21 protein-coding genes and 1 riboswitch are annotated in these 19,423 nt (G+C 44.2%); of the genes, 7 read left to right on the top strand and 14 right to left on the bottom strand.

Annotated features, from left to right (window positions below):
* Positions 1–750 carry a cyclase family protein gene (locus tag MHZ92_RS17675; protein WP_239433038.1) on the top strand — a complete coding sequence of 250 codons (750 nt, stop codon included), beginning with the start codon at positions 1–3 and terminating at the stop codon, positions 748–750.
* 38 nt (positions 751–788) lie between these two features.
* Here MHZ92_RS17675 and MHZ92_RS17680 read toward each other — a convergent pair whose 3' ends face one another.
* The 3 genes from MHZ92_RS17680 to MHZ92_RS21465 form a co-directional block, all read right to left on the bottom strand.
* On the bottom strand, positions 789–1,358 hold the full coding sequence (locus MHZ92_RS17680; RefSeq protein ID WP_239433039.1) for an NADPH-dependent FMN reductase: 570 nt from the start codon (positions 1,356–1,358) through the stop codon (positions 789–791).
* Between the two features lie 187 nt (positions 1,359–1,545).
* On the bottom strand, positions 1,546–1,701 hold the full coding sequence (locus MHZ92_RS17685) for a hypothetical protein (protein WP_239433040.1): 156 nt from the start codon (positions 1,699–1,701) through the stop codon (positions 1,546–1,548).
* 39 nt (positions 1,702–1,740) lie between these two features.
* Positions 1,741–1,866 (bottom strand): hypothetical protein, encoded by a 126-nt coding sequence (locus MHZ92_RS21465; protein WP_255723641.1) that lies wholly within the window; start codon positions 1,864–1,866, stop codon positions 1,741–1,743.
* A gap of 657 nt (positions 1,867–2,523) precedes the next feature.
* On the opposite strand from MHZ92_RS21465, the gene MHZ92_RS17690 reads away from it, so the two are divergent.
* On the top strand, positions 2,524–3,348 hold the full coding sequence (locus MHZ92_RS17690; protein ID WP_239433041.1) for a squalene/phytoene synthase family protein: 825 nt from the start codon (positions 2,524–2,526) through the stop codon (positions 3,346–3,348).
* 97 nt (positions 3,349–3,445) lie between these two features.
* On the opposite strand, the gene MHZ92_RS17695 is transcribed toward MHZ92_RS17690, so the two are convergent.
* The 4 genes from MHZ92_RS17695 to MHZ92_RS17710 form a co-directional block, all read right to left on the bottom strand.
* On the bottom strand, positions 3,446–4,507 hold the full coding sequence (locus tag MHZ92_RS17695) for an anti-sigma-I factor RsgI family protein (protein WP_239433042.1): 1,062 nt from the start codon (positions 4,505–4,507) through the stop codon (positions 3,446–3,448).
* Positions 4,507–5,256, bottom strand: a complete 750-nt coding sequence (sigI, locus tag MHZ92_RS17700; protein ID WP_239433043.1) for an RNA polymerase sigma-I factor — start codon at positions 5,254–5,256, stop codon at positions 4,507–4,509. The genes MHZ92_RS17695 and sigI overlap by 1 nt, the downstream gene beginning before the upstream one ends.
* A gap of 84 nt (positions 5,257–5,340) precedes the next feature.
* Positions 5,341–6,072 carry a hypothetical protein gene (locus MHZ92_RS17705; RefSeq protein ID WP_239433044.1) on the bottom strand — a complete coding sequence of 244 codons (732 nt, stop codon included), beginning with the start codon at positions 6,070–6,072 and terminating at the stop codon, positions 5,341–5,343.
* Positions 6,073–6,206: 134 nt separating this feature from the next.
* Complete coding sequence (locus MHZ92_RS17710) at positions 6,207–7,493, bottom strand: MFS transporter (protein WP_239433045.1); 1,287 nt, start codon at positions 7,491–7,493, stop codon at positions 6,207–6,209.
* A 124-nt stretch (positions 7,494–7,617) separates the two neighbouring features.
* On the opposite strand from MHZ92_RS17710, the gene MHZ92_RS17715 reads away from it, so the two are divergent.
* Entirely contained in the window at positions 7,618–7,818 is a 201-nt protein-coding gene (locus MHZ92_RS17715) for a small, acid-soluble spore protein tlp (RefSeq protein WP_239433046.1), read from the top strand.
* Positions 7,819–7,875: 57 nt separating this feature from the next.
* Here MHZ92_RS17715 and MHZ92_RS17720 read toward each other — a convergent pair whose 3' ends face one another.
* Complete coding sequence (locus MHZ92_RS17720) at positions 7,876–9,432, bottom strand: ABC-F family ATP-binding cassette domain-containing protein (protein ID WP_239433047.1); 1,557 nt, start codon at positions 9,430–9,432, stop codon at positions 7,876–7,878.
* A 254-nt stretch (positions 9,433–9,686) separates the two neighbouring features.
* Positions 9,687–10,247: a hypothetical protein gene (locus tag MHZ92_RS17725; RefSeq protein WP_370644777.1), complete on the bottom strand. Its 561-nt coding sequence runs from the start codon at positions 10,245–10,247 to the stop codon at positions 9,687–9,689.
* Positions 10,248–10,315: 68 nt separating this feature from the next.
* A riboswitch (purine riboswitch) is annotated at positions 10,316–10,415 on the top strand.
* 62 nt (positions 10,416–10,477) lie between these two features.
* Here MHZ92_RS17725 and MHZ92_RS17730 point away from each other — a divergent pair.
* The gene (locus MHZ92_RS17730) at positions 10,478–11,644 is read left to right on the top strand and encodes an MFS transporter (RefSeq protein ID WP_239433048.1); all 1,167 of its coding nucleotides are present in this window, start codon (positions 10,478–10,480) and stop codon (positions 11,642–11,644) included.
* A 56-nt stretch (positions 11,645–11,700) separates the two neighbouring features.
* Here the strand turns inward: MHZ92_RS17730 and MHZ92_RS17735 are convergent, their stop codons facing one another.
* The 4 genes from MHZ92_RS17735 to cysK form a co-directional block, all read right to left on the bottom strand.
* On the bottom strand, positions 11,701–12,687 hold the full coding sequence (locus MHZ92_RS17735; protein ID WP_239433049.1) for an aliphatic sulfonate ABC transporter substrate-binding protein: 987 nt from the start codon (positions 12,685–12,687) through the stop codon (positions 11,701–11,703).
* Positions 12,688–12,712: 25 nt separating this feature from the next.
* Complete coding sequence (locus MHZ92_RS17740) at positions 12,713–13,465, bottom strand: ABC transporter permease (RefSeq protein WP_239433050.1); 753 nt, start codon at positions 13,463–13,465, stop codon at positions 12,713–12,715.
* Entirely contained in the window at positions 13,398–14,240 is an 843-nt protein-coding gene (locus MHZ92_RS17745; protein WP_239433051.1) for an ABC transporter ATP-binding protein, read from the bottom strand. The genes MHZ92_RS17740 and MHZ92_RS17745 overlap by 68 nt, the downstream gene beginning before the upstream one ends.
* 63 nt (positions 14,241–14,303) lie before the next feature.
* Positions 14,304–15,233 (bottom strand): cysteine synthase A, encoded by a 930-nt coding sequence (gene cysK / locus MHZ92_RS17750; protein ID WP_239433139.1) that lies wholly within the window; start codon positions 15,231–15,233, stop codon positions 14,304–14,306.
* Positions 15,234–15,374: 141 nt separating this feature from the next.
* Between cysK and MHZ92_RS17755 the strand changes: the two genes are divergently transcribed.
* Entirely contained in the window at positions 15,375–16,151 is a 777-nt protein-coding gene (locus tag MHZ92_RS17755) for a DUF2268 domain-containing protein (protein ID WP_239433052.1), read from the top strand.
* Between the two features lie 118 nt (positions 16,152–16,269).
* Positions 16,270–16,530 carry a hypothetical protein gene (locus tag MHZ92_RS17760; RefSeq protein WP_239433053.1) on the top strand — a complete coding sequence of 87 codons (261 nt, stop codon included), beginning with the start codon at positions 16,270–16,272 and terminating at the stop codon, positions 16,528–16,530.
* A gap of 181 nt (positions 16,531–16,711) precedes the next feature.
* Here MHZ92_RS17760 and MHZ92_RS17765 read toward each other — a convergent pair whose 3' ends face one another.
* Positions 16,712–18,103, bottom strand: coding sequence for an MATE family efflux transporter (locus MHZ92_RS17765; RefSeq protein ID WP_239433054.1), 1,392 nt, complete (start codon positions 18,101–18,103; stop codon positions 16,712–16,714).
* 202 nt (positions 18,104–18,305) lie between these two features.
* Between MHZ92_RS17765 and MHZ92_RS17770 the strand changes: the two genes are divergently transcribed.
* Complete coding sequence (locus tag MHZ92_RS17770; RefSeq protein ID WP_239433055.1) at positions 18,306–19,403, top strand: DUF2325 domain-containing protein; 1,098 nt, start codon at positions 18,306–18,308, stop codon at positions 19,401–19,403.
* Positions 19,404–19,423: the final 20 nt, after the last annotated feature.

Below are 19,423 nucleotides of genomic sequence, written 5' to 3' on the forward strand. Positions count from 1 at the left end.
ATGTCAATACAAACAGTGAATGAAATACACGCGGCACTTCAATTGTTGAAAAGTAAGGAATGGGTGGATTTGACCCATACATTTGGTCCGGATTCGCCACACTTCTTCATGTTTGACGATGCGGAATTTAAAACGCTCTTCACCCATGATGACGGCTTCTTTGCACAGAAGTTTTCATTCCCGGGTCAGTATGGTACACATATCGACGCCCCTATCCATTTCGTCCCCGACACCCGGTACTTGGATGAGTTGGAGCTGCAAGAGTTGGTTCTTCCGCTAGTCGTTATCGATAAATCAAAGGAAGCCGAAGCCGATAACGATTTCACTTTTGGAGTACAGGACATACTAGATTTCGAAGCAGTCCATGGGAAAATTGAAGAAGGGACATTCGTTGCGTTGCGTACGGACTGGAGCAAACGCTGGCCGAATCACGAGGCGTTTAACAATAAAGACGAGGAAGGCAACAACCGAATTCCTGGATGGGGATTGGACGCTTTGAAATTCCTCTTCGAAGAACGGGGTGTGAAAGCGGTAGGCCACGAAACATACGACACCGACTCTGCCGCTGACTTCCGTAAGAAAGGAAAATTGGAAGGCGAATATTACGTCCTTGAACAAGATACTTATCAGATTGAATTGATGGCAAATCTAGATAAAGTGCCCGCCAAAGGTGCTATCATCTTCAATATCGTTGCAAAACCTGAAAAAGCATCAGGCTTTCCTGTTAGATCATTTGCCATTCTTCCATAAGAAAAACCGTCTCGTTACGTAAACGAGACGGTTTTTCATTAAGCGTTAACTTTAGCTAGAGCTTCTCTTTTCGAATAGAACTCGATGAAGTTGTTAACTACGTTATCCAAGAAGTCGATTGTTGCTTGGTCTGTCAACTGACCATTCTCGTCGATTTTCTCATGGACTGAACCGATATACACTTCATTGTTCGGCAATAGCGCAGGAGAGAGCATTGGGTTTGATAAGATTTCACGTAGGTGCATTTGAGCACGTACACTTCCCAACACGCCCATGGAAGAACCGATGATGAACGCAGGTTTGTCTTTAATTGCAAGGTTGCTTCGTGATAGCCAATCGACTGCATTTTTCAGTACTCCTGGAATGGAGAAGTTGTATTCAGGAACCGCAAATACGACTGCATCTGAATCCCTTACGTTGTCCAAGAAATCTTTAACATTATCTGGTTGGTTGCTTTCTAATTCAACAGAAAACATGTCGACATCATTAATGAAAACAGGCGTGATTTCGAGCTTGTCCGCGTATTTTTTTCGTAAGTACTCAACTAATTTCAAGTTGTATGAAGTAGGGCTGTTACTACCTATAATTGCTTTTACTCTAATTGTCATGTTGTTGTGCTCCTTTCGCTTTGCTTTATTGACTAGCATGAACTTAATACTGGAACAGTATGAATTCCAATTTTACGCTAGCGCATTTTCTTGACGATTGTTATCATCTCACAATCGAGATATCTTTTGAATAAATCTGCTTATACTAAAAAGGAGCGTCCCCTAATGATTGGGAACGCTCCTTTTATTAATTTGTGAAGCTAAAGAAAATCATCCAGAACGGAACGCGGTTTCGTTCCTTCCTTTTCCGCTTGAGCGCCTTCTGCCCTAGACGGTATTGTTCGATTTCCTGTCGCATATCTTCCATATGTCGTTGAACGACTTCTCTATCAATTGTATACATTATCATATTCTCCTCTTGGAGAGGAACCTTAAACGAGAATTACAATCGGCGTTCACCTGTTGTGTCGCCATGTTTGACACCCATCTGGTTTGGAGATTCCCACTCCATTAATTTTTTCGTATTGGTTTTTTCGTTTGGTCTGTATTGTGCATTTTGATTAATCATCCTGTTTTTCCTCCTTTTCTTTTTTTGAATCATTTACTCACAATCCGGTTCGCTATCCACTTTCTAGCGCCCCATTTTTCATTACTTTTCGTCGCTGTTCTACATTGATCATCGATGACACTCCTTTTCATTTTGTATTTATCCCGCATTAACTGGCTGTAAGAGCTCCACTTAACTGACACAGTGGGAGTACAACAGCCAGTAAATGCCCGATTGGTTCAACTAACAATCAGTGGAAAACCATCACTGATTGAAGTTTCACCTTATTTTTACACGCAAAGCGTGAAAAAACCGAATTTTCCTTTAAAAGAAGACACAAAAAAGCACACGCCTTTTACATAAGCGTGTGCTTATAGAAAAGAACGGCATACCATGCCATTCATTCGTCTCCAATTAGAATGAAAGTATTGCCAGGCACGGATTCATTATGAAGTTATGATTACATTTAGTTGCATTTTTCATTTTCCGTACCTCCCTTTCAAGTTTTAGTATATGTTACTTCCTGAGGATACCATTTCCAATTAATCGTTGTCAATGGATATTTTGAAAATAATTCATTCTTTAATAGTTTTGACAATAATGTCGTTGGAAAGTTTAACGTTAAATAGTGTATGATATTTAATAAGAACTGCGTCCAGAAATGAAGGAGGACCCCCATTGATGAACGAAGCTAAATTGCATAAAGAAGCGATGCATGTATTGAAACTGACGAGCAGAACATTTTACATACCTATTAAGATGTTGAATCCCACGTTGCGGAAGACCGTTGGCTCCGCTTATTTATGCATGCGCGCGATAGATGAAATCGAGGATCATGAAGAATTGCATCCGGATAGTAAGCAGCATCTGTTACGGTCAACGAGCAAATTGCTGCAGAGTGAACTGTTTGATGCTGATGCTTATCGGGATCTTCTCAAACCATTTGAAAACCTGTTGCCTGAAGTGACGTTACGTCTTGGCGATTGGCTCGCCGTATGTCCTGCCGATATTGTCGCCAAAGTGAAAGAGTCGACAAGCATTATGGCGGATGGGATGGCAAAATGGGTTGGAAGGAATTTCTTGATCGACACGAAAGAGGATTTAGACGACTATACATATTATGTCGCAGGTCTCGTCGGTGTGATGCTTTCCGATATTTGGGAACAGTATGACGGTACGAAAACAGATCGGGATTTGGCAATCGGGTATGGTCGTGGATTGCAGGCGGTAAATATGTTGCGCAATCAGGAGGAAGATGCGGAGCGTGGCGTCCGCTTCCTACCCGATGGATGGGACAGGCAGGACCTATTCGAGTATGCAGAAGTGAATTTGAAAAAAGCGGATGCATATATCGAATCCATTTCAAATAAAAACATCTTGCTGTTCTGCAAAATCCCGCTCGCGCTTGCCAAACGGACAATTGGTGCGATGCACGGCGGACAAGAAAAGATGAACCGCGCGGAAGTCGAATCGACCGTCGAGGCGATTTTGAAAGAAGTATAATGTCGTAAGCACGAAGTATGATCACTTGTAACGATTTATGAGCGATTAGCGTAACAATGATAGAGGCTACTACAGTTTTTACCTGTAGCAGCCTCTTTTATTTTATAGATTCGGGATTTTTCTCTTTGGATTGATGTTCTTTATGATTTTTCGAAGGAGGTCCTTGTCCCTCTTTGTTGTTTTTATTCGTCGACGAAGGATGAGGACCGTTTTCCTTGTCAGCCGCAGGATTTGGACGCTCGCTATTCTCTTTATTCTTCTGATTTTGCTCTGCACGAGGATTTTTCCATTCTTTTTTCGGACCTTTAGATTTCTCTTCCGACTTTCCGTTTTGCTTTGGCGAAGCGTGAGGAGGTGGCCCCGTTTGCGATTTCTGCCCTTGCACCGGCGTGGACGTAGTCGGCTTCGTTTCTTCTGAAGGCTGTTTTTCAATTACAGGTTTTTGAGATCGATTCTCAGATTGATTGCCTACTGGCTTTTCTGAAGGCTTTTCAGATTGATTTCCCATCGGCTTTTCAATCGCTTTATCATTTTGAGATGATTTGAATTGATGAATTGACATGTTCTGCTCATCCGCTACTGTACGTTCCTCAAATGTACTTTCATCGATTTGCCAGTTTAATTCACGGTGTTTACTACTTACTTCTTGGACAGCTCCGCCGATCACCTGACTTGCCTCCTGCTTACTTTCACTACTCGGATAGATAGTTGTTACGACCACTTTTGAATCATGGACAGCTAGTTTCAATACCGCCATGTCTAGAACGGCTGAGAGAGGATAGCCTTCCCACTCTTTTAGAGAGCCGGTTTTATCCGGCGTTTCATTCAAGTAACGCAAGGAAATGACATTGCCTTTCCGGTTCACTCCGAACTCCATTGCCGTTCCCGCTTCCAGTTGTACATACGCCATCACTTTGTCATTTAAAGGGATTAATGATGACAGAACGAAAAAGAGAAGAGCTGCGGCAACGAATACCGCACCGACAACCCGCGGCTTTGCTTTTCCAATAACGGACGGAGCAACGAGCGTAAATTCGGCTTCCTCCCCAATCTCTGGCGGATCTCCAATCGGAACTCCTCGCAGAAATTCACCGTTCTCTGTCAGGAACACCATATATGTAGTTTTCTTTTCGGAAACGACGCCTCTATATGTTCGCATCATATGAGTTCCCCTTTTACGTAGTCCTGTAAGTATGTAAAATCATGTTTCAGTAGCAATGTGACCGCTATAATGTATTTCCTGTTTCTTTCAATCGTCTTCCTTGACACTTCAACGACTTCTATTAACCGCTTCATCGGCAGTTTTTTAGTTTCCGTAAGATGCTTATAAAACTCGGGCGTTTCCGCTATGATTTGAGCGATTTGAAAAGCGGTCTTACGTGAATCGGCATGTTTTGGTGATACTTCGGCAAGCTCCTTGAATGACAACCCGTAATCTTTTAGCAACTTGCTGTAGTCCGCCAACTCTTCACGGCGTGCTGCGGCCCGCTGCTCTTCCGAATAGAAGAAAATCGATGATTCGTCAAAAACGTAATCGAGGTTCTTCTCGTCCCCATCATCATCTATTGTTAAAAGAATGTTTTGATTCCTCATCGATTCCTTTCGCATATGATCGATGAGCCGCCGCTTCATGATCAAATGGGCAAATGTCGTAAGCGACGCTTTTTCTTCCGGTTCAAATCGGAGCAGTGCCTCGTGAAATCCGACCATTGCCACGCTGAATTCCTCATCACTTTCGTCTATGAATCGATTACATACGAAAGAAGCCGTTTTTTTCATGAACGGAGAAAATGCGATGAGAAGATCGTCCATCGTCTTCTCATCGCCGTTCTTCGCCTTCCGTACAAGCTCATTCAATGCCGTATCAGACTTCTTGTTGAAAATCCCTTGTAGGATGGACAAAAGCATTTCAAAACCCTCCGTTCCCATAAATCCAATTGCTTTGATTGTAATGATGGCAACGGAAAATGGAAAGCAGTAAACTATGGTAAATTAATCGTTCTTATTGTTTTTCTTTTCTTTCTTCTCTTGCTTTTGCGCTTCTTTTGCAGCTTTACGTTCTTCCTTAGCAGCTTTACGCTCTGCCTTCAATGCTTCGCGTTCCGCTTTTTGAGTAGCTTTCAATTGGTCTCGTTGCTCTTTATGTTTTGCATTCAATTCTGCTTGAGGATTTTTCTTTTTCACGCTAGCCGGCTTCTCTTCTTGTTCTTCTTTCACCGGTTCTTTTACCGTATCCTCCGTCACAGGCTCTTCTTCTTTCACTTCTACTTCAGGTGTTTCCTCTACTTGCTGCTTGCTTTCCCATTTTGCAATGGAACGTTCCATATTGCGTTTAATAGCCGCTTTTGCATTTGGACTTCCAGCCTGCTCATATGCTTTTGCTAGAGCAGTAAGATTTCCTGCCGTATAGCCTTCCGGAATTTTAGGTAGTTCGTTTTCATCGGATTCAGTTGCTTTGTCTTCTTTATCTACTTCTTTAGCAGTGTCTTTGTCAGCTTCTTTCTCTGCATCTGTATTAGCAATTTTGTCTGCCTCTACTACAACGACTTCTTTCACCGGGCTGTCCACAATTACCTTTTCTACTTCATCAGTCGATGTTTCTTTACCAAGATTACTCAAATCGATGACTTGCCCTTTTTCATCTGCAAGCGCATAGCCTGTCCCCGTAACTGTCAATCCAGCGATTAGCAATGCCGCTCCTGTTTTCTTCCACTTCTTTTGCATATCCATCACCTCATCTAAGTTGTTGTCCACTTTGGGACATACTAGTTATTCGAAGTGCGCTCGTTTTTTAAGGGGGTCCGAAATAAAAAAAGACAGACAACCGAAAAATTTGGTTGCCTGCTTCATTTAAACCCTTAAATAACTTCTGCAAACTGCTTGCTTTTCCCCTTTACATGAACCCAAATGATGAGCGGGATGAGAAGCAATGATAAATACGTTCCGACGAAGCCCAAGACGGCATAGCTGGAATAAGCGACGATGACGCCGGATAGCAAACTGCCCGCCGTGCCCGAAAGTGCTACCCAGACGTCGACAGTGCCTTGCGTTTTTGCCCGCGTCTTCATATCGGTTGAATCAATTATAATCGCCGTGCCGCTAATCAAGCCGAAGTTCCAACCTAGTCCTAGCAATATGAGCGCCATTGCAAGCCAGAAGAACGATTCTCCCGGAGCAAAGGCCGCCAGCAATCCGGCAATCGAAAGCGTGACGCCTGAAGCGATGACCATCAATGTTCGACCCAGCTTATCAACCAATACTCCGGTCCCGAGTGACGGCAAATACATCGCGGCAATATGGAAACCGATAATCATTCCGACAGCTGACAAGCCGCTTCCATGATTTTGCATATGGACAGGCGTCATCGTCATGACGGCCACCATGACGAAATGGGTTAAAATGAGCACCGATGCACCTGCCAAAACACCGACGCGACTTGTAGTACTTTGCACTAAATGATCTTCGTTCTTCGACTTTTGCTGAACAAGCTTCTCTTGCTCGGCGGCTATCGCTTTCGCTACTAGAAACGGATCAGGACTTAAAAATAGAAGAAACGTAAAACCTGCTAGTAAATACGCGACCGCCGCTAAAATGAACGGACCCGCTAAAGCCGGGATGCCGAGGACAAGCGCGACGTCACCCATCGGCGTCACCAAGTTAGGACCTGCAACAGCACCAAACGTAGTCGACACCATTGCGATACTGATTGCCGTCGCACGTTGCTTTTCATTCGCCAAATCCGTTCCAGCATATCTCGCCTGCAGATTCGTCGACGTTCCCGCACCATAAATGAACAATGAAACGAACAATAACCACACACTGCCTAAAGCGGCAGCAAGAATAACACCAATCGCACCAATCCCTCCGGCGATGAAGCCGATTGACAAACCATATCGCCGTCCGGATCTTTGGGAAATGCGGCCGACCAAAAAGGCGGCAAGCGCAGAGCCGAGTGTAAACAATGCTGCAGGCACGCCCGCATAGGTTTCACCGCCGAGCATCTCTTTCGCGATAAGTGCTCCGACGGTTACGCCTGCTGCGAGTCCCGCCCCGCCAAAAACCTGTGACATGATGACAACAATCAATGAGCGCTTATACAGTTGCCGTTGTGCTTCCGGTGAATGAACAACTTGCTCCAATTCCATCGACTTCCGCCCCCGTTCTATCGTAAAGGTATTATATATGACAAATTCCAAATAGACTACTAGGTTATACATATTTATGAGTCATTTGGAAAAACTATGTTATGGAATGAAAGGAGGAATACCCATGCCGGGAATCACCCCAAGACCGAATGACCGAGCCGATAAGGAAGAGCGATTGAATAAGACGGTTAGCAACAAGTTCGCTGCGACTCAAGCAGCAAAAACAGCAGAAGGCGCAGAGCTCGCTTCTATCAAACAAAAGAATGCACGCCGGGAAGAGATCATCGAAGAATTGACAGAGGAACTTCATAGGGAAAATCAGTAAAAAGAAATATGCAAAAGGCACCCGTCAAATCGCTCGGGTGCCTCACTCTTATTTTCATTAAAACATTTTCGTCGTCCAGTTTTCCCCGTTCCACACATCCGTTACAACGCCTTCATAGAACTCAGGCTCATGCGAGATGAGCAAAACGCTGCCCTTATATTCCTTTAACGCACGCTTCAATTCTGCCTTCGCATTGACATCGAGGTGATTCGTCGGTTCGTCGAGTACGAGCAAATTCGTTTCCCGGTTGATGAGTTTGCAGAGGCGGACTTTGGCCCGTTCTCCCCCGCTCAGCACTTTCACCTTGCTCTCGATATGCTTCGTCGTCAAGCCGCATCGTGCCAAGGCTGCACGCACTTCATACTGCGTGAAATGCGGGAACTCATCCCACACTTCCTCCAAGCAAGTGCGATTCGATTCTGTTTTCATCTCCTGCTCGAAATACCCGATTTCCAGATGGTCGCCAAGTTCTACAGAACCCGCAAGAGACGGGATTTCTCCGAGGATGCTTTTCAAGAGCGTCGTCTTCCCGATTCCATTCGCTCCGGAAAGTGCAATCTTCTGCCCCCGCTCCATCGTCAAATTGAGCTCTCTCGACAGCGGTTCGTCATACCCGATGACGAGGCCTTTCGTTTCGAATAAATAACGCCCTGGCGTACGGGCAAGCTTGAAATCGAATTGCGGCTTCGGCTTCTCTGCATCGAGTTCAATGATCTCCATCTTATCAAGCTTCTTCTGACGAGACATCGCCATCCGGCTCGTCGCGGCATTCGCTTTATTGCGCGCCACAAAATCCTTCAAATTGGCGATTTCTTTCTGTTGCTTCTTGTATGCAGCCTCCACTTGCTGCTTTTTCATTTCGTAAACACGTAAAAACTCATCGTAATCGCCTGGATAACGAGTGATCTGCTGGTTTTCCATATGATAAATCAAATTAATGACGCTGTTTAGGAACGGAATGTCATGCGAAATGAGGATGAACGCATTATCATAGTTCTGCAAGTAATTGCGCAGCCACTCAATATGCTCGACATCCAAATAGTTCGTCGGCTCGTCAAGGAGCAGAATATCCGGCTTTTCAAGGAGGAGCTTGCCGAGCAACACTTTCGTCCGTTGCCCACCGCTTAAATCGTGGACATCACGTTCGAGCCCGAATTCATCCAAGCCAAGTCCGTTCGCCACCTCATCCACTTTCGAATCAATGATGTAAAAGTCATTGTTCGTCAGCTCATCTTGCATCTGCCCTGTTTCCTCGAGCAGCTTTTCGAGCTCATCCGCATCGACTTCACCCATTTTTGCAAAAAGGGCATTCATTTCCGCTTCCAAATCGTAAAGATATTGAAATGCAGTCCTTAATACATCACGGATGCTCATCCCTTGCTGCAGCACGACATGCTGGTCCAAATAGCCAACGCGCACCCGCTTCGCCCATGCGACTGTCCCGGCATCCGGTTCAAGCTTCCGGGTGATGATGTTCATGAACGTCGATTTACCTTCCCCATTCGCACCGATTAGTCCAATATGTTCCCCTTGCAATAAACGGAACGACACATTATCGAATATTGCTCGATCGCCGAACCCATGACTTAAATTAGATACTGTTAATAAACTCATATATTGTACACCTATTCCTTCGTTAAAGATAAAATCCACATAAATCCGAGGAATTACGCATAAAACCGTTGAAATACGCATAAATCGGTTTACTCGAGCATAAATCCAGCTAACGACGCATAAATCGCAAAATCAGCGCATAAACGTTTCCAAATACGCATAATGCGCTCATCAATCATATTAGAAAGCATACGTCCTTCATTATATAGCGATTTCCTGAATCGGGATAGGGTGTAAGCAAAATTTTTTCACCGTTAAACGGCGTGCAGTACACGCAACGCGTCGAGAACGCTATGTAAAAAACCAGGAATTTCCCGCATATTCTCCTCATTGATTTTCGTCTTGAATTTAACTTCTATTTGGTTCATGTAACCGGACTTCTCTTCTCCGTACATAAAACTCAATGTTTGCGTGACGAGCACTTCATTTTCCCAAATATCACTCAATGATTCTTCGATAAGATCGCATTGCTCCTTTTCATGTGTGACATGCTTTTGGAAGCGCAATGACAACGAACAACCTGGATTTTCCCCAGGAGTTTCCAATATTTCATCCGCCAAATCATTTAGGGATGCCTTCAAAATGATTTCAGCAGACACGTCTTCTAAATGAAAAAGTGTGAACTGTATAGCGAACCTTCTCGACAGAACAGCAAAATCCATTTGATCCGATCGATTAGTGATCCTTATTTCGCGTTCGATCGTATCGAGATCATACACCCGGTTTTCAAGTGCGACTTTTAGATTGTCAAAAACGGTCGGATCATACATCTTCGTTCCTCCAAAAATGAATTTGATTACTTCATATGTAACCATACTAAGCCATGAAAAGTAAATTACTCTTGATATAATTCATTGACCATGTTAAATTGATTAAATGGAAATTTTCATACGCTAAACCTAAATGTATAACCTCAATAATATGGTTTGAGGGTCTCTACCAGGAACCATGAACTCCTGACTACAAAGGAACTTACTTTGGAGTTGGGAGTTTTTATTTTCTTAGAAAGTTCACACTATAGACATGACCAACAGGAGGAATACCTATGGACTTTAGAGTTTTCATCCTTGCCATCTCAACAATAACTGTCGGGCTTGTTGAATTGATCGTAGGCGGCATTTTGCCGATTATCGCAGATGATTTGGATGTTTCAATCGGAACCGCAGGGCAGCTCATAACGGTTTACGCGCTTGTGTTTGCCATTGCCGGTCCCGTTTTAATGTCATTCACCACAAAAATCGAACGGAAAAAGTTATATTTAGTAGCCATGGCAGTCTTTTTTGTCGGCAATATTATGACCTATTTCAGCCCAACTTTCACATTTGTTATGATTGCCCGCATTATCACTTCGATGAGTGCGGCGCTTCTCATCGTCCTTTCCTTGACGATTACCGCACGGATAGTTGATGCGACTCACCGTGCGAAGGCACTCGGTTATATTGTTATGGGAATCAGTTCTTCCCTCGTGTTAGGCGTGCCGCTTGGGATTCTTATTACGAATGTGTTTGGCTGGCGGAGCGTCTTTTTAGGGATCGCTGTTCTTTCGATCGGCTCATTCTTACTTATCTCCATATTCCTTGATAAAATTCCAACCGGGGATGTTCAGCCACTTTCTGTGCAAATTAAAGCGTTGGCCAATAAAAAAATCGTCTTTGCCCATTTGGCGACGATGTTCATGTTGGCAGGCCATTACACAGTTTATGCATACTTAACGCCATTCTTGGAAATGAATTTGAACTTGAACCAGTACTGGATCAGCATTTGCTATTTCCTCTTCGGGATTGCAGCCGTCGGTGGCGGAGCACTCGGGGGGAATCTTGCAAGCTGGATTGGATCGAAGAAGAGCATTCTCATTATTATCGGCACTTTTGCTTTGGTTCTGTTCGTATTGCCCTATTTCACATTCTCATTCCCGTTCTTCATTGTCATTTTGATGATTTGGGGTGCATTAAGTTGGGCTCAATCGCCGCCCCAACAGGATTATATTATCGAGACTGATCCTGTTTCGTCTGATATCCATCAAAGCCTTAACAATTCTGCTTTGCAAGTCGGGATTGCGATGGGCTCGGGGATCGGCGGGCTCGTATTAGGCTATACAAATTCGGTCACGAGCATGCCGGCTATCGGTAGTATAGTTGTTGTCATAGCGTTCTTATGCGCTGTTGTTTCTCAAAGAATGGGAAGTGGCAAAGCAAAGAACATGCAATACTAATAAAAGGGTTGGAAATCGTTTTGATTTCCAACCCTTTTGTCTACTTGCAAGCTATCTTACTCCCCCTGTAAATAGGAAAGATCAATCATCCCTTCAATATCGCTACTCGTTATATATCCCGCTTCTTTGCTAATATCCGCCATTTCTTGAATGACTTGCTCATTCACCTCTGTCGTGACTTCAAGCTTTGCGAATGCGGCAGACGTTTCTTCTGCGCTGATTTCCTTGCCTGTCAGATCTTGAATATGCTTGATAACCAAGTCTTGGGCTTCTTCCGGGTTTTGTTGGATGAACTCGACTGCCCGTTTATGTGCATTTAAATAAGCGTTGGCAAACTCTTTATTCTTTAAGAACTCATCACTTGCCGCTACGACTGTGTTCGTAGATTCCTTCCCCCATGCAAATTCATCCCAGTCGAGGATGAGCTTGCCATTTGCTTGCGTTTCAAGGATATTCCCCCACGGTTCTTGGGTCGCCGCGGCATCGACCGAGTTTTGGACAAACAATGTAGCGGTATCTGCCGGTGCAGCTGCGAATAATTCAACTGTACCGCCATTCGAAGTCGTTTCAAGATTAACCTCTTTCAACGCTTTACGAAGCATGACGTCTTGTGTGCTTCCGATAACCGGAATGGCGACTTTTTTGCCATCGAGATCCGCTAGTTTCGAAACGCCGCCACCGTCACTAGCGACGAGGACAGCTCCGCCATTCACCGCACCTGAAATCAAGCGAAAACTCGGGTTTTTCACGTAGAAGTTCAGCAGTGGTCCGGGACCGACTGTACCTACGTCAATCGATTTGGTCGTCATCGCTTCCATGAAGAGACCGCCGTTGCTCACTGTCTTTGTTTCGATTGTTACATCTTCCCCGAATTCCTCTTCAAAATAACCGTTCTCAAGAGCGACAATCGTAGCTATATGCGTCAAGTTCGGGAAGTATCCGATTTTCACTGATTGGTTACCAGATGAAGACGAATTGCCGCATGCAGCTAGTACTCCAGCTACTAACACACCCAAAACTGTAATGATCAATGACTTCTTCATTATCCATTTCTCCTTTGGATTCGGATCATGTCAGACCCCATTTTTTCTGCACAGAACGCTCCAAACGCAAGAACACGACGTTATCCATAATTGTCCCGATGATCGCGATGATGATCATGACCGAGATGACGAGATCCATTTGACCGAGAGAGCGCCCTGTTTCAAGCAGTTGACCTAACCCACCGCCTGAGCCAAGCAATTCCCCTGCCATCAGCGCCCTCCATGAAAATGCCCAAGCAATACGAAGGCCGGATATTAATTGCGGAACGGATGCCGGCAATATGATGGTGCGAATGAAATGCAGCCCCGACGAGCCGAATGTTTTGGCGACCCGTTTGTATAATGTCGGCACATTCCGAAATCCGCTCGTTGCACTTACGGTCATCGTCCATGTTGCACCAATCGTAACGATGAACAGGATGGAAATATCATTCAACCCGAACCAGATGATGGCGAGCGGGAACCAAACAATACTTGGTATGGACTGTAACGCGGTAACGAGAAAGCCCAGTGTATCTTCGACCAACTTATAGCGCCAGATGAGATAGCCCATGATAAGGCCTAAAACGATTGCAATGGCAAAACCGGTCAGCAATCGGCTCAAACTTTTCCCGATCGCCGCTAAAAACTGCCCGTTCACGAGCCCATTGAATAGCGTTTCTAATACTTGTGTTAAACGGGGAAACATGAATTCCGGCAATACCGAAAGTCTAGATGTGACTTCCCATATCACCGCTATCATTGCGATGAAGATGATTCGTCTTAAAGCTGTAGTCATCACCCATTTCCTCCTTTAACACCTTTTCGATCTCTTCTTCCAAAATGGATAAAATCCGCTGCTCTGTATGCAATGTCACACTATCAGGCAAAACCCCATCCTTAGATGTCGGAACGGGAATAATTTCTTTCACTTTCCCAGGTCTAGTGCCGAAGACAATCACTTTTTCCGATAATAAAACGGCTTCCCGGATATTATGCGTAACAAAAAAGATTGTCACTTTAGTCTTTTTCCAAATTTCAATTAATTCTTTATGGAGTACCATCCTCGTTTGTTCATCAAGTGCAGAGAAAGGTTCATCCATCAATAAAATATCAGGTTCCATCACTAACGCCCTCGCAATGGACACCCGTTGCTTCATCCCACCTGAAAGTTGATGCGGATAGGAATGGATATAGTTGCTCAAGTGCACCATTTTCAACATTTCAATCGCTTTTGCCTCGGCCTCCTGTTTCGACATCTTCTTCAGCAGCAAGCCATATTTCACATTTTCCAATACGGTCAGCCATGGAAAAAGGCCCGCCTCTTGGAAAACGACTACCCTGTCAGGGCCTGGCTTTGTCACTTCATTCCCAGAAATGCGGATGCTGCCTTTATCCACCTTCTCAAGCCCGGCAATCATATAAAGGAGCGTCGACTTGCCGCATCCGGAAGGTCCGACGATGGAGACAAAGCTTCCTTTTTCCATTTCGATATCAATGTCGTCCAGCACTAGTACCTTTTCCCTTTTTTCATTAAGAAAACTCTTTTCAACTCCATTGATTGTGACATACACTTTTCACACCTCTACTTTTCATATTTATTTAGTCGGAATTAATTTTATGAAAATGAAGCTCTTTTATGAAGAGAATAAATCACTTGATAAATATCGTTCGCCGTTATCGGGTGCAATGCAGACAACTGTATCATCCGGAGTCAATCGTTTCGCTACTTTCATAGCAGCGTATACGGAAGCTCCTCCGCTAGGGCCGAGCAACAAACCTTCCCTCGCCGCCAAATTCCGGACCGTTTCATAAGCATCCTCGTCTTCAATCTTGAAAATTTCATCATAGACGGATGTGTTTAAAATCGGGGGTATGAATCCCGGACTTGTTCCAACAAGCTTGTGTTTCCCAGGCTTCCCGCCTGACAGTACCGGGGATCCTGCAGGTTCAGCAATATGGACCGTAATGGTGCTGTCGTATTCCTTTAAATATTCACCTGTACCTGTAACGGTGCCTCCCGTACCTGCCGTACAGACGAATGCCGTTAATTTACGGTTCAAGGATTCCATTGCTTTGACAATCTCAGGTCCTGTCGTATGCCGGTGAATATCCGGGTTCGCCTCATTTTCGAATTGCATTGGTATGAAGCTATTTGGAATGTCCGCCGCAATTTCCTCTGCCTTTTCAATGGCACCAGGCATTTTTAGATCGCTCGGCGTCAACACGACAGTTGCACCGTACGCTTTTAAAATATTGATCCTCTCGATTGTCGAGGAATCGGGCATGACAATAATCGTTTTATAGCCCCGTGCAGCAGCATTCATTGCGATTCCAATCCCTGTATTTCCTGATGTCGGTTCAATGATGGTATCCCCCGGATGTAAGTAACCTGCTTTTTCCGCCTCGATTATCATATTGTATGCCGCCCGGTCCTTGACGCTTCGACTCGGATTAAAATATTCAAGTTTCACATACACGTCCGCGCCTTGTTGATCGGGAAGGCGATTCAACTTTACTAAAGGCGTGTCGCCGATCAATTCGGAGATATTATTCACTACACGCAAAACATTCAGCTCCTTCATGTTCGTTAGTTTAGTAGATTATAGCAAATCATTTCCTATATTGCATAGTAACTTAGTAGGTATTGAATAGTTGTACCTTCCACTCGTTACAAGAATATGATAATGAAAAAGGGGTGTCGAAGCATGACGGTTGTCCGCACAGACAATTGGATAGCGGAATCACAAGGAGACCCTTGGAAAGTGTGTCAGTATTTAACCCAATACTTCCCTACAGCTTCCGCTTTGGAAATTCATGATCATTTAACGATGTACGGTATGTATTTCTCTTCAGAACAAGGAAAAGAGCTTGGTAAACTGTTAAACGCCAATCATACATGGGAAATCTCCGCAAAAGAATTGGAGCGACTACGAAGCGATTGGAACGGCCCTTCTGTTCCTGTCTTTATTTTCCCGTCAGACTCGGACAATAAACAGTTAATTGATGAATTCAATGGAAAGTCGGGATTATCTTATGGCGATAAGCTGTTTTTATTTATTTCTCCCCTTAATACGGAAACTGAAATCAAAGCATTATTGACACATGAATACAATCATGTATGCCGGTTGAACAAGTTTCTCAAAAGAGAAAAAGAGTACACACTGTTAGATACAATCATTCTTGAAGGGTTGGCAGAAATGGCCGTCGAGGAAAGGTTCGGAAAGATTTCCACCTCTATTTGGACTTCACTTTATTCCGAACAACAATTGGCTAAATTATGGAAGGATTATGTATATCCAAATAGGAATCATCTGAAAGAAAGCGATACCCACGAAGAAGTACTATATGGTTTGGGTGATTATCCACATATGGCAGGATACTGTGTTGGCTATTATTTAGTACAAAACTTTTTGAAGGATACAGAATTACATGCAGGGGACTTATTAGAACTCCCATCAACCAGGATTGCAAAATTATCATAATTAAAACCTTCTGAAAGAAGTTCACTTTATAAACAAATGCACTGGTGTGTTTGTCCTCCGTGAAGAAAAATCACTAACATATGATGTTATATGTTCATTGAAATGGGGTGACAATACGATGTCAGTTCAACGTTATCACGCTTTATGCACTAGACATATCGGAAGAGCCGTTGTGATCGGAACTCATGATGGACGAACTCACAGAGGGATCATTCGAAGTGTTAGGGGCGGTAGAGTATTTTTGGAACCATTCGGTCGCCGAAGAGGATTAGGAGGATTTGGATACGGATACTATGGCGGAGGTGCTTTTGCATTCGGTGCGGGCATAGCAATTGGCGCAATTGCAAGCTTTGCTTTACTCCCGTTCTTTTTTTGGTGATGGAAAATAGGATTTCCTCAGCCTGATTGAAAACGCTTGTCAGCCTAGGCGCGAAGTGGAGCGAAGACGCGAATAGAACTTGGGTTCATGAGCGGACGAGCGACACGAGCAACAACGGATGCGAGCGTTTGTCAACAGGCTGAAGGCCTCTCACTTTACTGTGAGAGGCCTTCTTGTTCGTTCACACAACTTCCGGTTTCGGTTCCACTTTCGGATCCGCAGGTTCCACGAGGGCGTACCTTTCCCAGGCACGACTTTTCCAACGGAACGACATGACGATGGCTCGCGTCCATTCGTCCATAATGATAGCGAGCCAAACGCCGACTAGCCCAAGATCAAGGATGAACACGAAGAAGTAGCCGAGCGGAAGACTCATCATGACCATCGATATGGCCCCCATCAGTACAGGGAATTTTGCGTCGCCCGAAGCTCGGAGCGAGTTAATGATGACCATATTGAACGTCCGGCCGGTTTCCAGCAAACAAGATAACAGCAAGACAGATGCTCCGAGCTGGATAATTTCCTCGTTTTCGGTGAAGAGACGCATGAGCGGGTAACGGAACGTCATGACGAGCGCCACCAAGACGACTGTACAGACGAGCGCCCGTTTTAACGACGACCAAACTTGCTGGTACACTTCGTCCTTATCACCGCTGCCGACGAGCCGGCCTACGATAATCGATGTTCCAAGTCCGATTGCTAGTGCGAACAAATAGCTGAACATCGAAATATTCGTCGCATACTGCCTTGCAGCGAGCGCTTCTGTCCCTAAGAAAGTGACATAGTACAAGAAGACGATTTGGCACGCCTGATAAAGGATCTGCTCGAATGCTGAAGGCAGCCCGATATGCAAAATCTTTTTGATATATTCCTTCGACCATGTAATGTAATAACGGAATTCGATACGATATTCAAGAACCCGATACAGCAGCCAGAAAAAGACGAACATTGCAATTACCCGGCTCCCGACAGATGAAATGGCTGCTCCTTGCACGCCTAATGCTGGCATGCCGAACTTTCCGAAGATGAGCGCATAGTTCCCGACGACGTGGATGATGTTCATGCCGAGAGATACGAACATCGTCTGTTTCGTAAACCCATGCACACGAATGACCGCGGCGAGTGAATTGATGATTGCTTGCAGGAATATCCCGCCACCGACGATGAGTAAATACGCTTCTGCATGTGCGAGTACGTCCCCTTGCAAATTCATCGCTTCCATCATTCTGCTCGTAAACAAGATGAACACGCCGCTAACGCCGAGTCCAACCAAAAGATTCAAAGACACGGCAAGCGCTGAAATCTTCGCTGCTTCAATATATCGCCGTGAACCTAAATACTGTGAAACAACGATGGCCGCCCCGTTTCCGACCACTTCCAATACAAGGATGGCAATCATGACATATTGATTCGCAGCCCCGACACCTGATACCGCATCATCCGACAACGCACTCAACATGAAAGTATCCGCCAACCCCATCAACATAAACAAAAATAACTCAAGAAAAATCGGCCACGTCAGATGAAACAACTTCAGTTTCTTCTCCGGGCCGTTGGCTGCAACTGCTGCCATCTATCTATCTCCTTCATTTTCAATTTAAGATATTCAAAACAGGAAATAGCTTAACATATAAATTGTTATTTACACAATGAGTTTGCTTGAAATTTTTTCAAGTTCTTATGCTGTTACATAATGCGCAATGAGAATTCTGTCGAATCTTTTTTATCGGCATCTTCTGAAAACTGTATTATAATTTTCGTAAAGGAGTGAAAAGGTGAAGCAAATTTCAGATGAACTCATTCAATGCATCCATAATATGACAGACGACAATGTTGCAGAAACAAGGGAGCGGGTCAATCAGCTATTTGATTTCATCCAACTCTCTTTAACGTTATGGGGATCCATTCCTTCGATTAATGCTTCGGCGGAACCTGAAAAGAAGAAACCTGAAGATATAGGTAGTTCGAGCAATGAATCATCGCAGAGAATGATCGTCACAAGCAGTTTTGACGATGCCCATCTCGGCACACCAATGGAACGAAAATTGAAAGGAGGAATCTTGAAAGGGAAGCATGGAGACGTGTACGTCCCGGAAAAGATTGTTCGGATACATGGGTTTGAGCATGGGGATTATATCGAAGCGATCGGGGATAGTTTGAAAGATTTAGTTTTCATTAAAAGAAAAAATAGTGTAACGAAGCATGAATGCAATCGAATTGAAATCGATTATTGTGTTCTTACAAAGACTTCAGACGGTTTATTAGTGGCAGATCAAAAGATTGAAAATGGGAGATTAACGAGAATTAAACTAGATGGAGAGTCTCCTTATCAATTTTTAATTAGTCAAAAAGATATTGATAGTTTTAGACTAACAGACGGAAGCGTTGTGACCATCGCCTATCATGAAACGGACCCTCTCTCCTTTCGTGTCGTCTGGTGTTACCCAGAAGAGACGAGTGAATTGGCGAAACCTGATCCGAAACCGGCTAGTTTTTACAAAGAAAGCACTGTAAAGAAAGAAAATTTATGGACAGATATTGAATTGAACCTACTCAAAAATAAAAAGATCGTTATTATCGGAGCTGATTTTCGGAGTGCTGATTTCCAGCCACTTGCGGACTGCGGAAATTTTTCGTTAGATATTTTTAGTGGAGACGAAAGCAAAAGCCGCATTAAAGCAGCTGTGAGAAATAAGGACTTGATCATTTCAGCAAGTGAGCATTCATCCCATCGAAGCAGCGGGTTGGCGAAGGAGTGTGCGAAGAAGTACAAAATCCCGTTTCGCGCAACACCTACAAGCCAATCCTCTATCAAAAAAGCAATGATCCACGGTATAAAAGAATCCTATATACCGTTTCATTCGTTTTTCTAAAGGGAGTGCTGGAGACTGCC

Source organism: Sporosarcina sp. ACRSL (assembly GCF_022346605.1).
Taxonomy (GTDB): Bacteria; Bacillota; Bacilli; order Bacillales_A; family Planococcaceae; genus Sporosarcina.

What these genes read in the sequence shown, in the direction of transcription:
- MHZ92_RS17675 (WP_239433038.1), top strand. Translation starts at nt 1, where the DNA reads ATGTCAATACAAACAGTGAATGAAATACACGCGGCACTTCAATTGTTG.
- MHZ92_RS17680 (WP_239433039.1), bottom strand. Translation starts at nt 1,358, where the DNA reads ATGACAATTAGAGTAAAAGCAATTATAGGTAGTAACAGCCCTACTTCA.
- MHZ92_RS17685 (WP_239433040.1), bottom strand. Translation starts at nt 1,701, where the DNA reads ATGTATACAATTGATAGAGAAGTCGTTCAACGACATATGGAAGATATG.
- MHZ92_RS21465 (WP_255723641.1), bottom strand. Translation starts at nt 1,866, where the DNA reads ATGATTAATCAAAATGCACAATACAGACCAAACGAAAAAACCAATACG.
- MHZ92_RS17695 (WP_239433042.1), bottom strand. Translation starts at nt 4,507, where the DNA reads ATGCGAACATATAGAGGCGTCGTTTCCGAAAAGAAAACTACATATATG.
- sigI (WP_239433043.1), bottom strand. Translation starts at nt 5,256, where the DNA reads ATGCTTTTGTCCATCCTACAAGGGATTTTCAACAAGAAGTCTGATACG.
- MHZ92_RS17705 (WP_239433044.1), bottom strand. Translation starts at nt 6,072, where the DNA reads ATGCAAAAGAAGTGGAAGAAAACAGGAGCGGCATTGCTAATCGCTGGA.
- MHZ92_RS17710 (WP_239433045.1), bottom strand. Translation starts at nt 7,493, where the DNA reads ATGGAATTGGAGCAAGTTGTTCATTCACCGGAAGCACAACGGCAACTG.
- MHZ92_RS17715 (WP_239433046.1), top strand. Translation starts at nt 7,618, where the DNA reads ATGCCGGGAATCACCCCAAGACCGAATGACCGAGCCGATAAGGAAGAG.
- MHZ92_RS17720 (WP_239433047.1), bottom strand. Translation starts at nt 9,432, where the DNA reads ATGAGTTTATTAACAGTATCTAATTTAAGTCATGGGTTCGGCGATCGA.
- MHZ92_RS17725 (WP_370644777.1), bottom strand. Translation starts at nt 10,247, where the DNA reads ATGGTTACATATGAAGTAATCAAATTCATTTTTGGAGGAACGAAGATG.
- MHZ92_RS17730 (WP_239433048.1), top strand. Translation starts at nt 10,478, where the DNA reads ATGGACTTTAGAGTTTTCATCCTTGCCATCTCAACAATAACTGTCGGG.
- MHZ92_RS17735 (WP_239433049.1), bottom strand. Translation starts at nt 12,687, where the DNA reads ATGAAGAAGTCATTGATCATTACAGTTTTGGGTGTGTTAGTAGCTGGA.
- MHZ92_RS17740 (WP_239433050.1), bottom strand. Translation starts at nt 13,465, where the DNA reads ATGACTACAGCTTTAAGACGAATCATCTTCATCGCAATGATAGCGGTG.
- MHZ92_RS17755 (WP_239433052.1), top strand. Translation starts at nt 15,375, where the DNA reads ATGACGGTTGTCCGCACAGACAATTGGATAGCGGAATCACAAGGAGAC.
- MHZ92_RS17760 (WP_239433053.1), top strand. Translation starts at nt 16,270, where the DNA reads ATGTCAGTTCAACGTTATCACGCTTTATGCACTAGACATATCGGAAGA.
- MHZ92_RS17765 (WP_239433054.1), bottom strand. Translation starts at nt 18,103, where the DNA reads ATGGCAGCAGTTGCAGCCAACGGCCCGGAGAAGAAACTGAAGTTGTTT.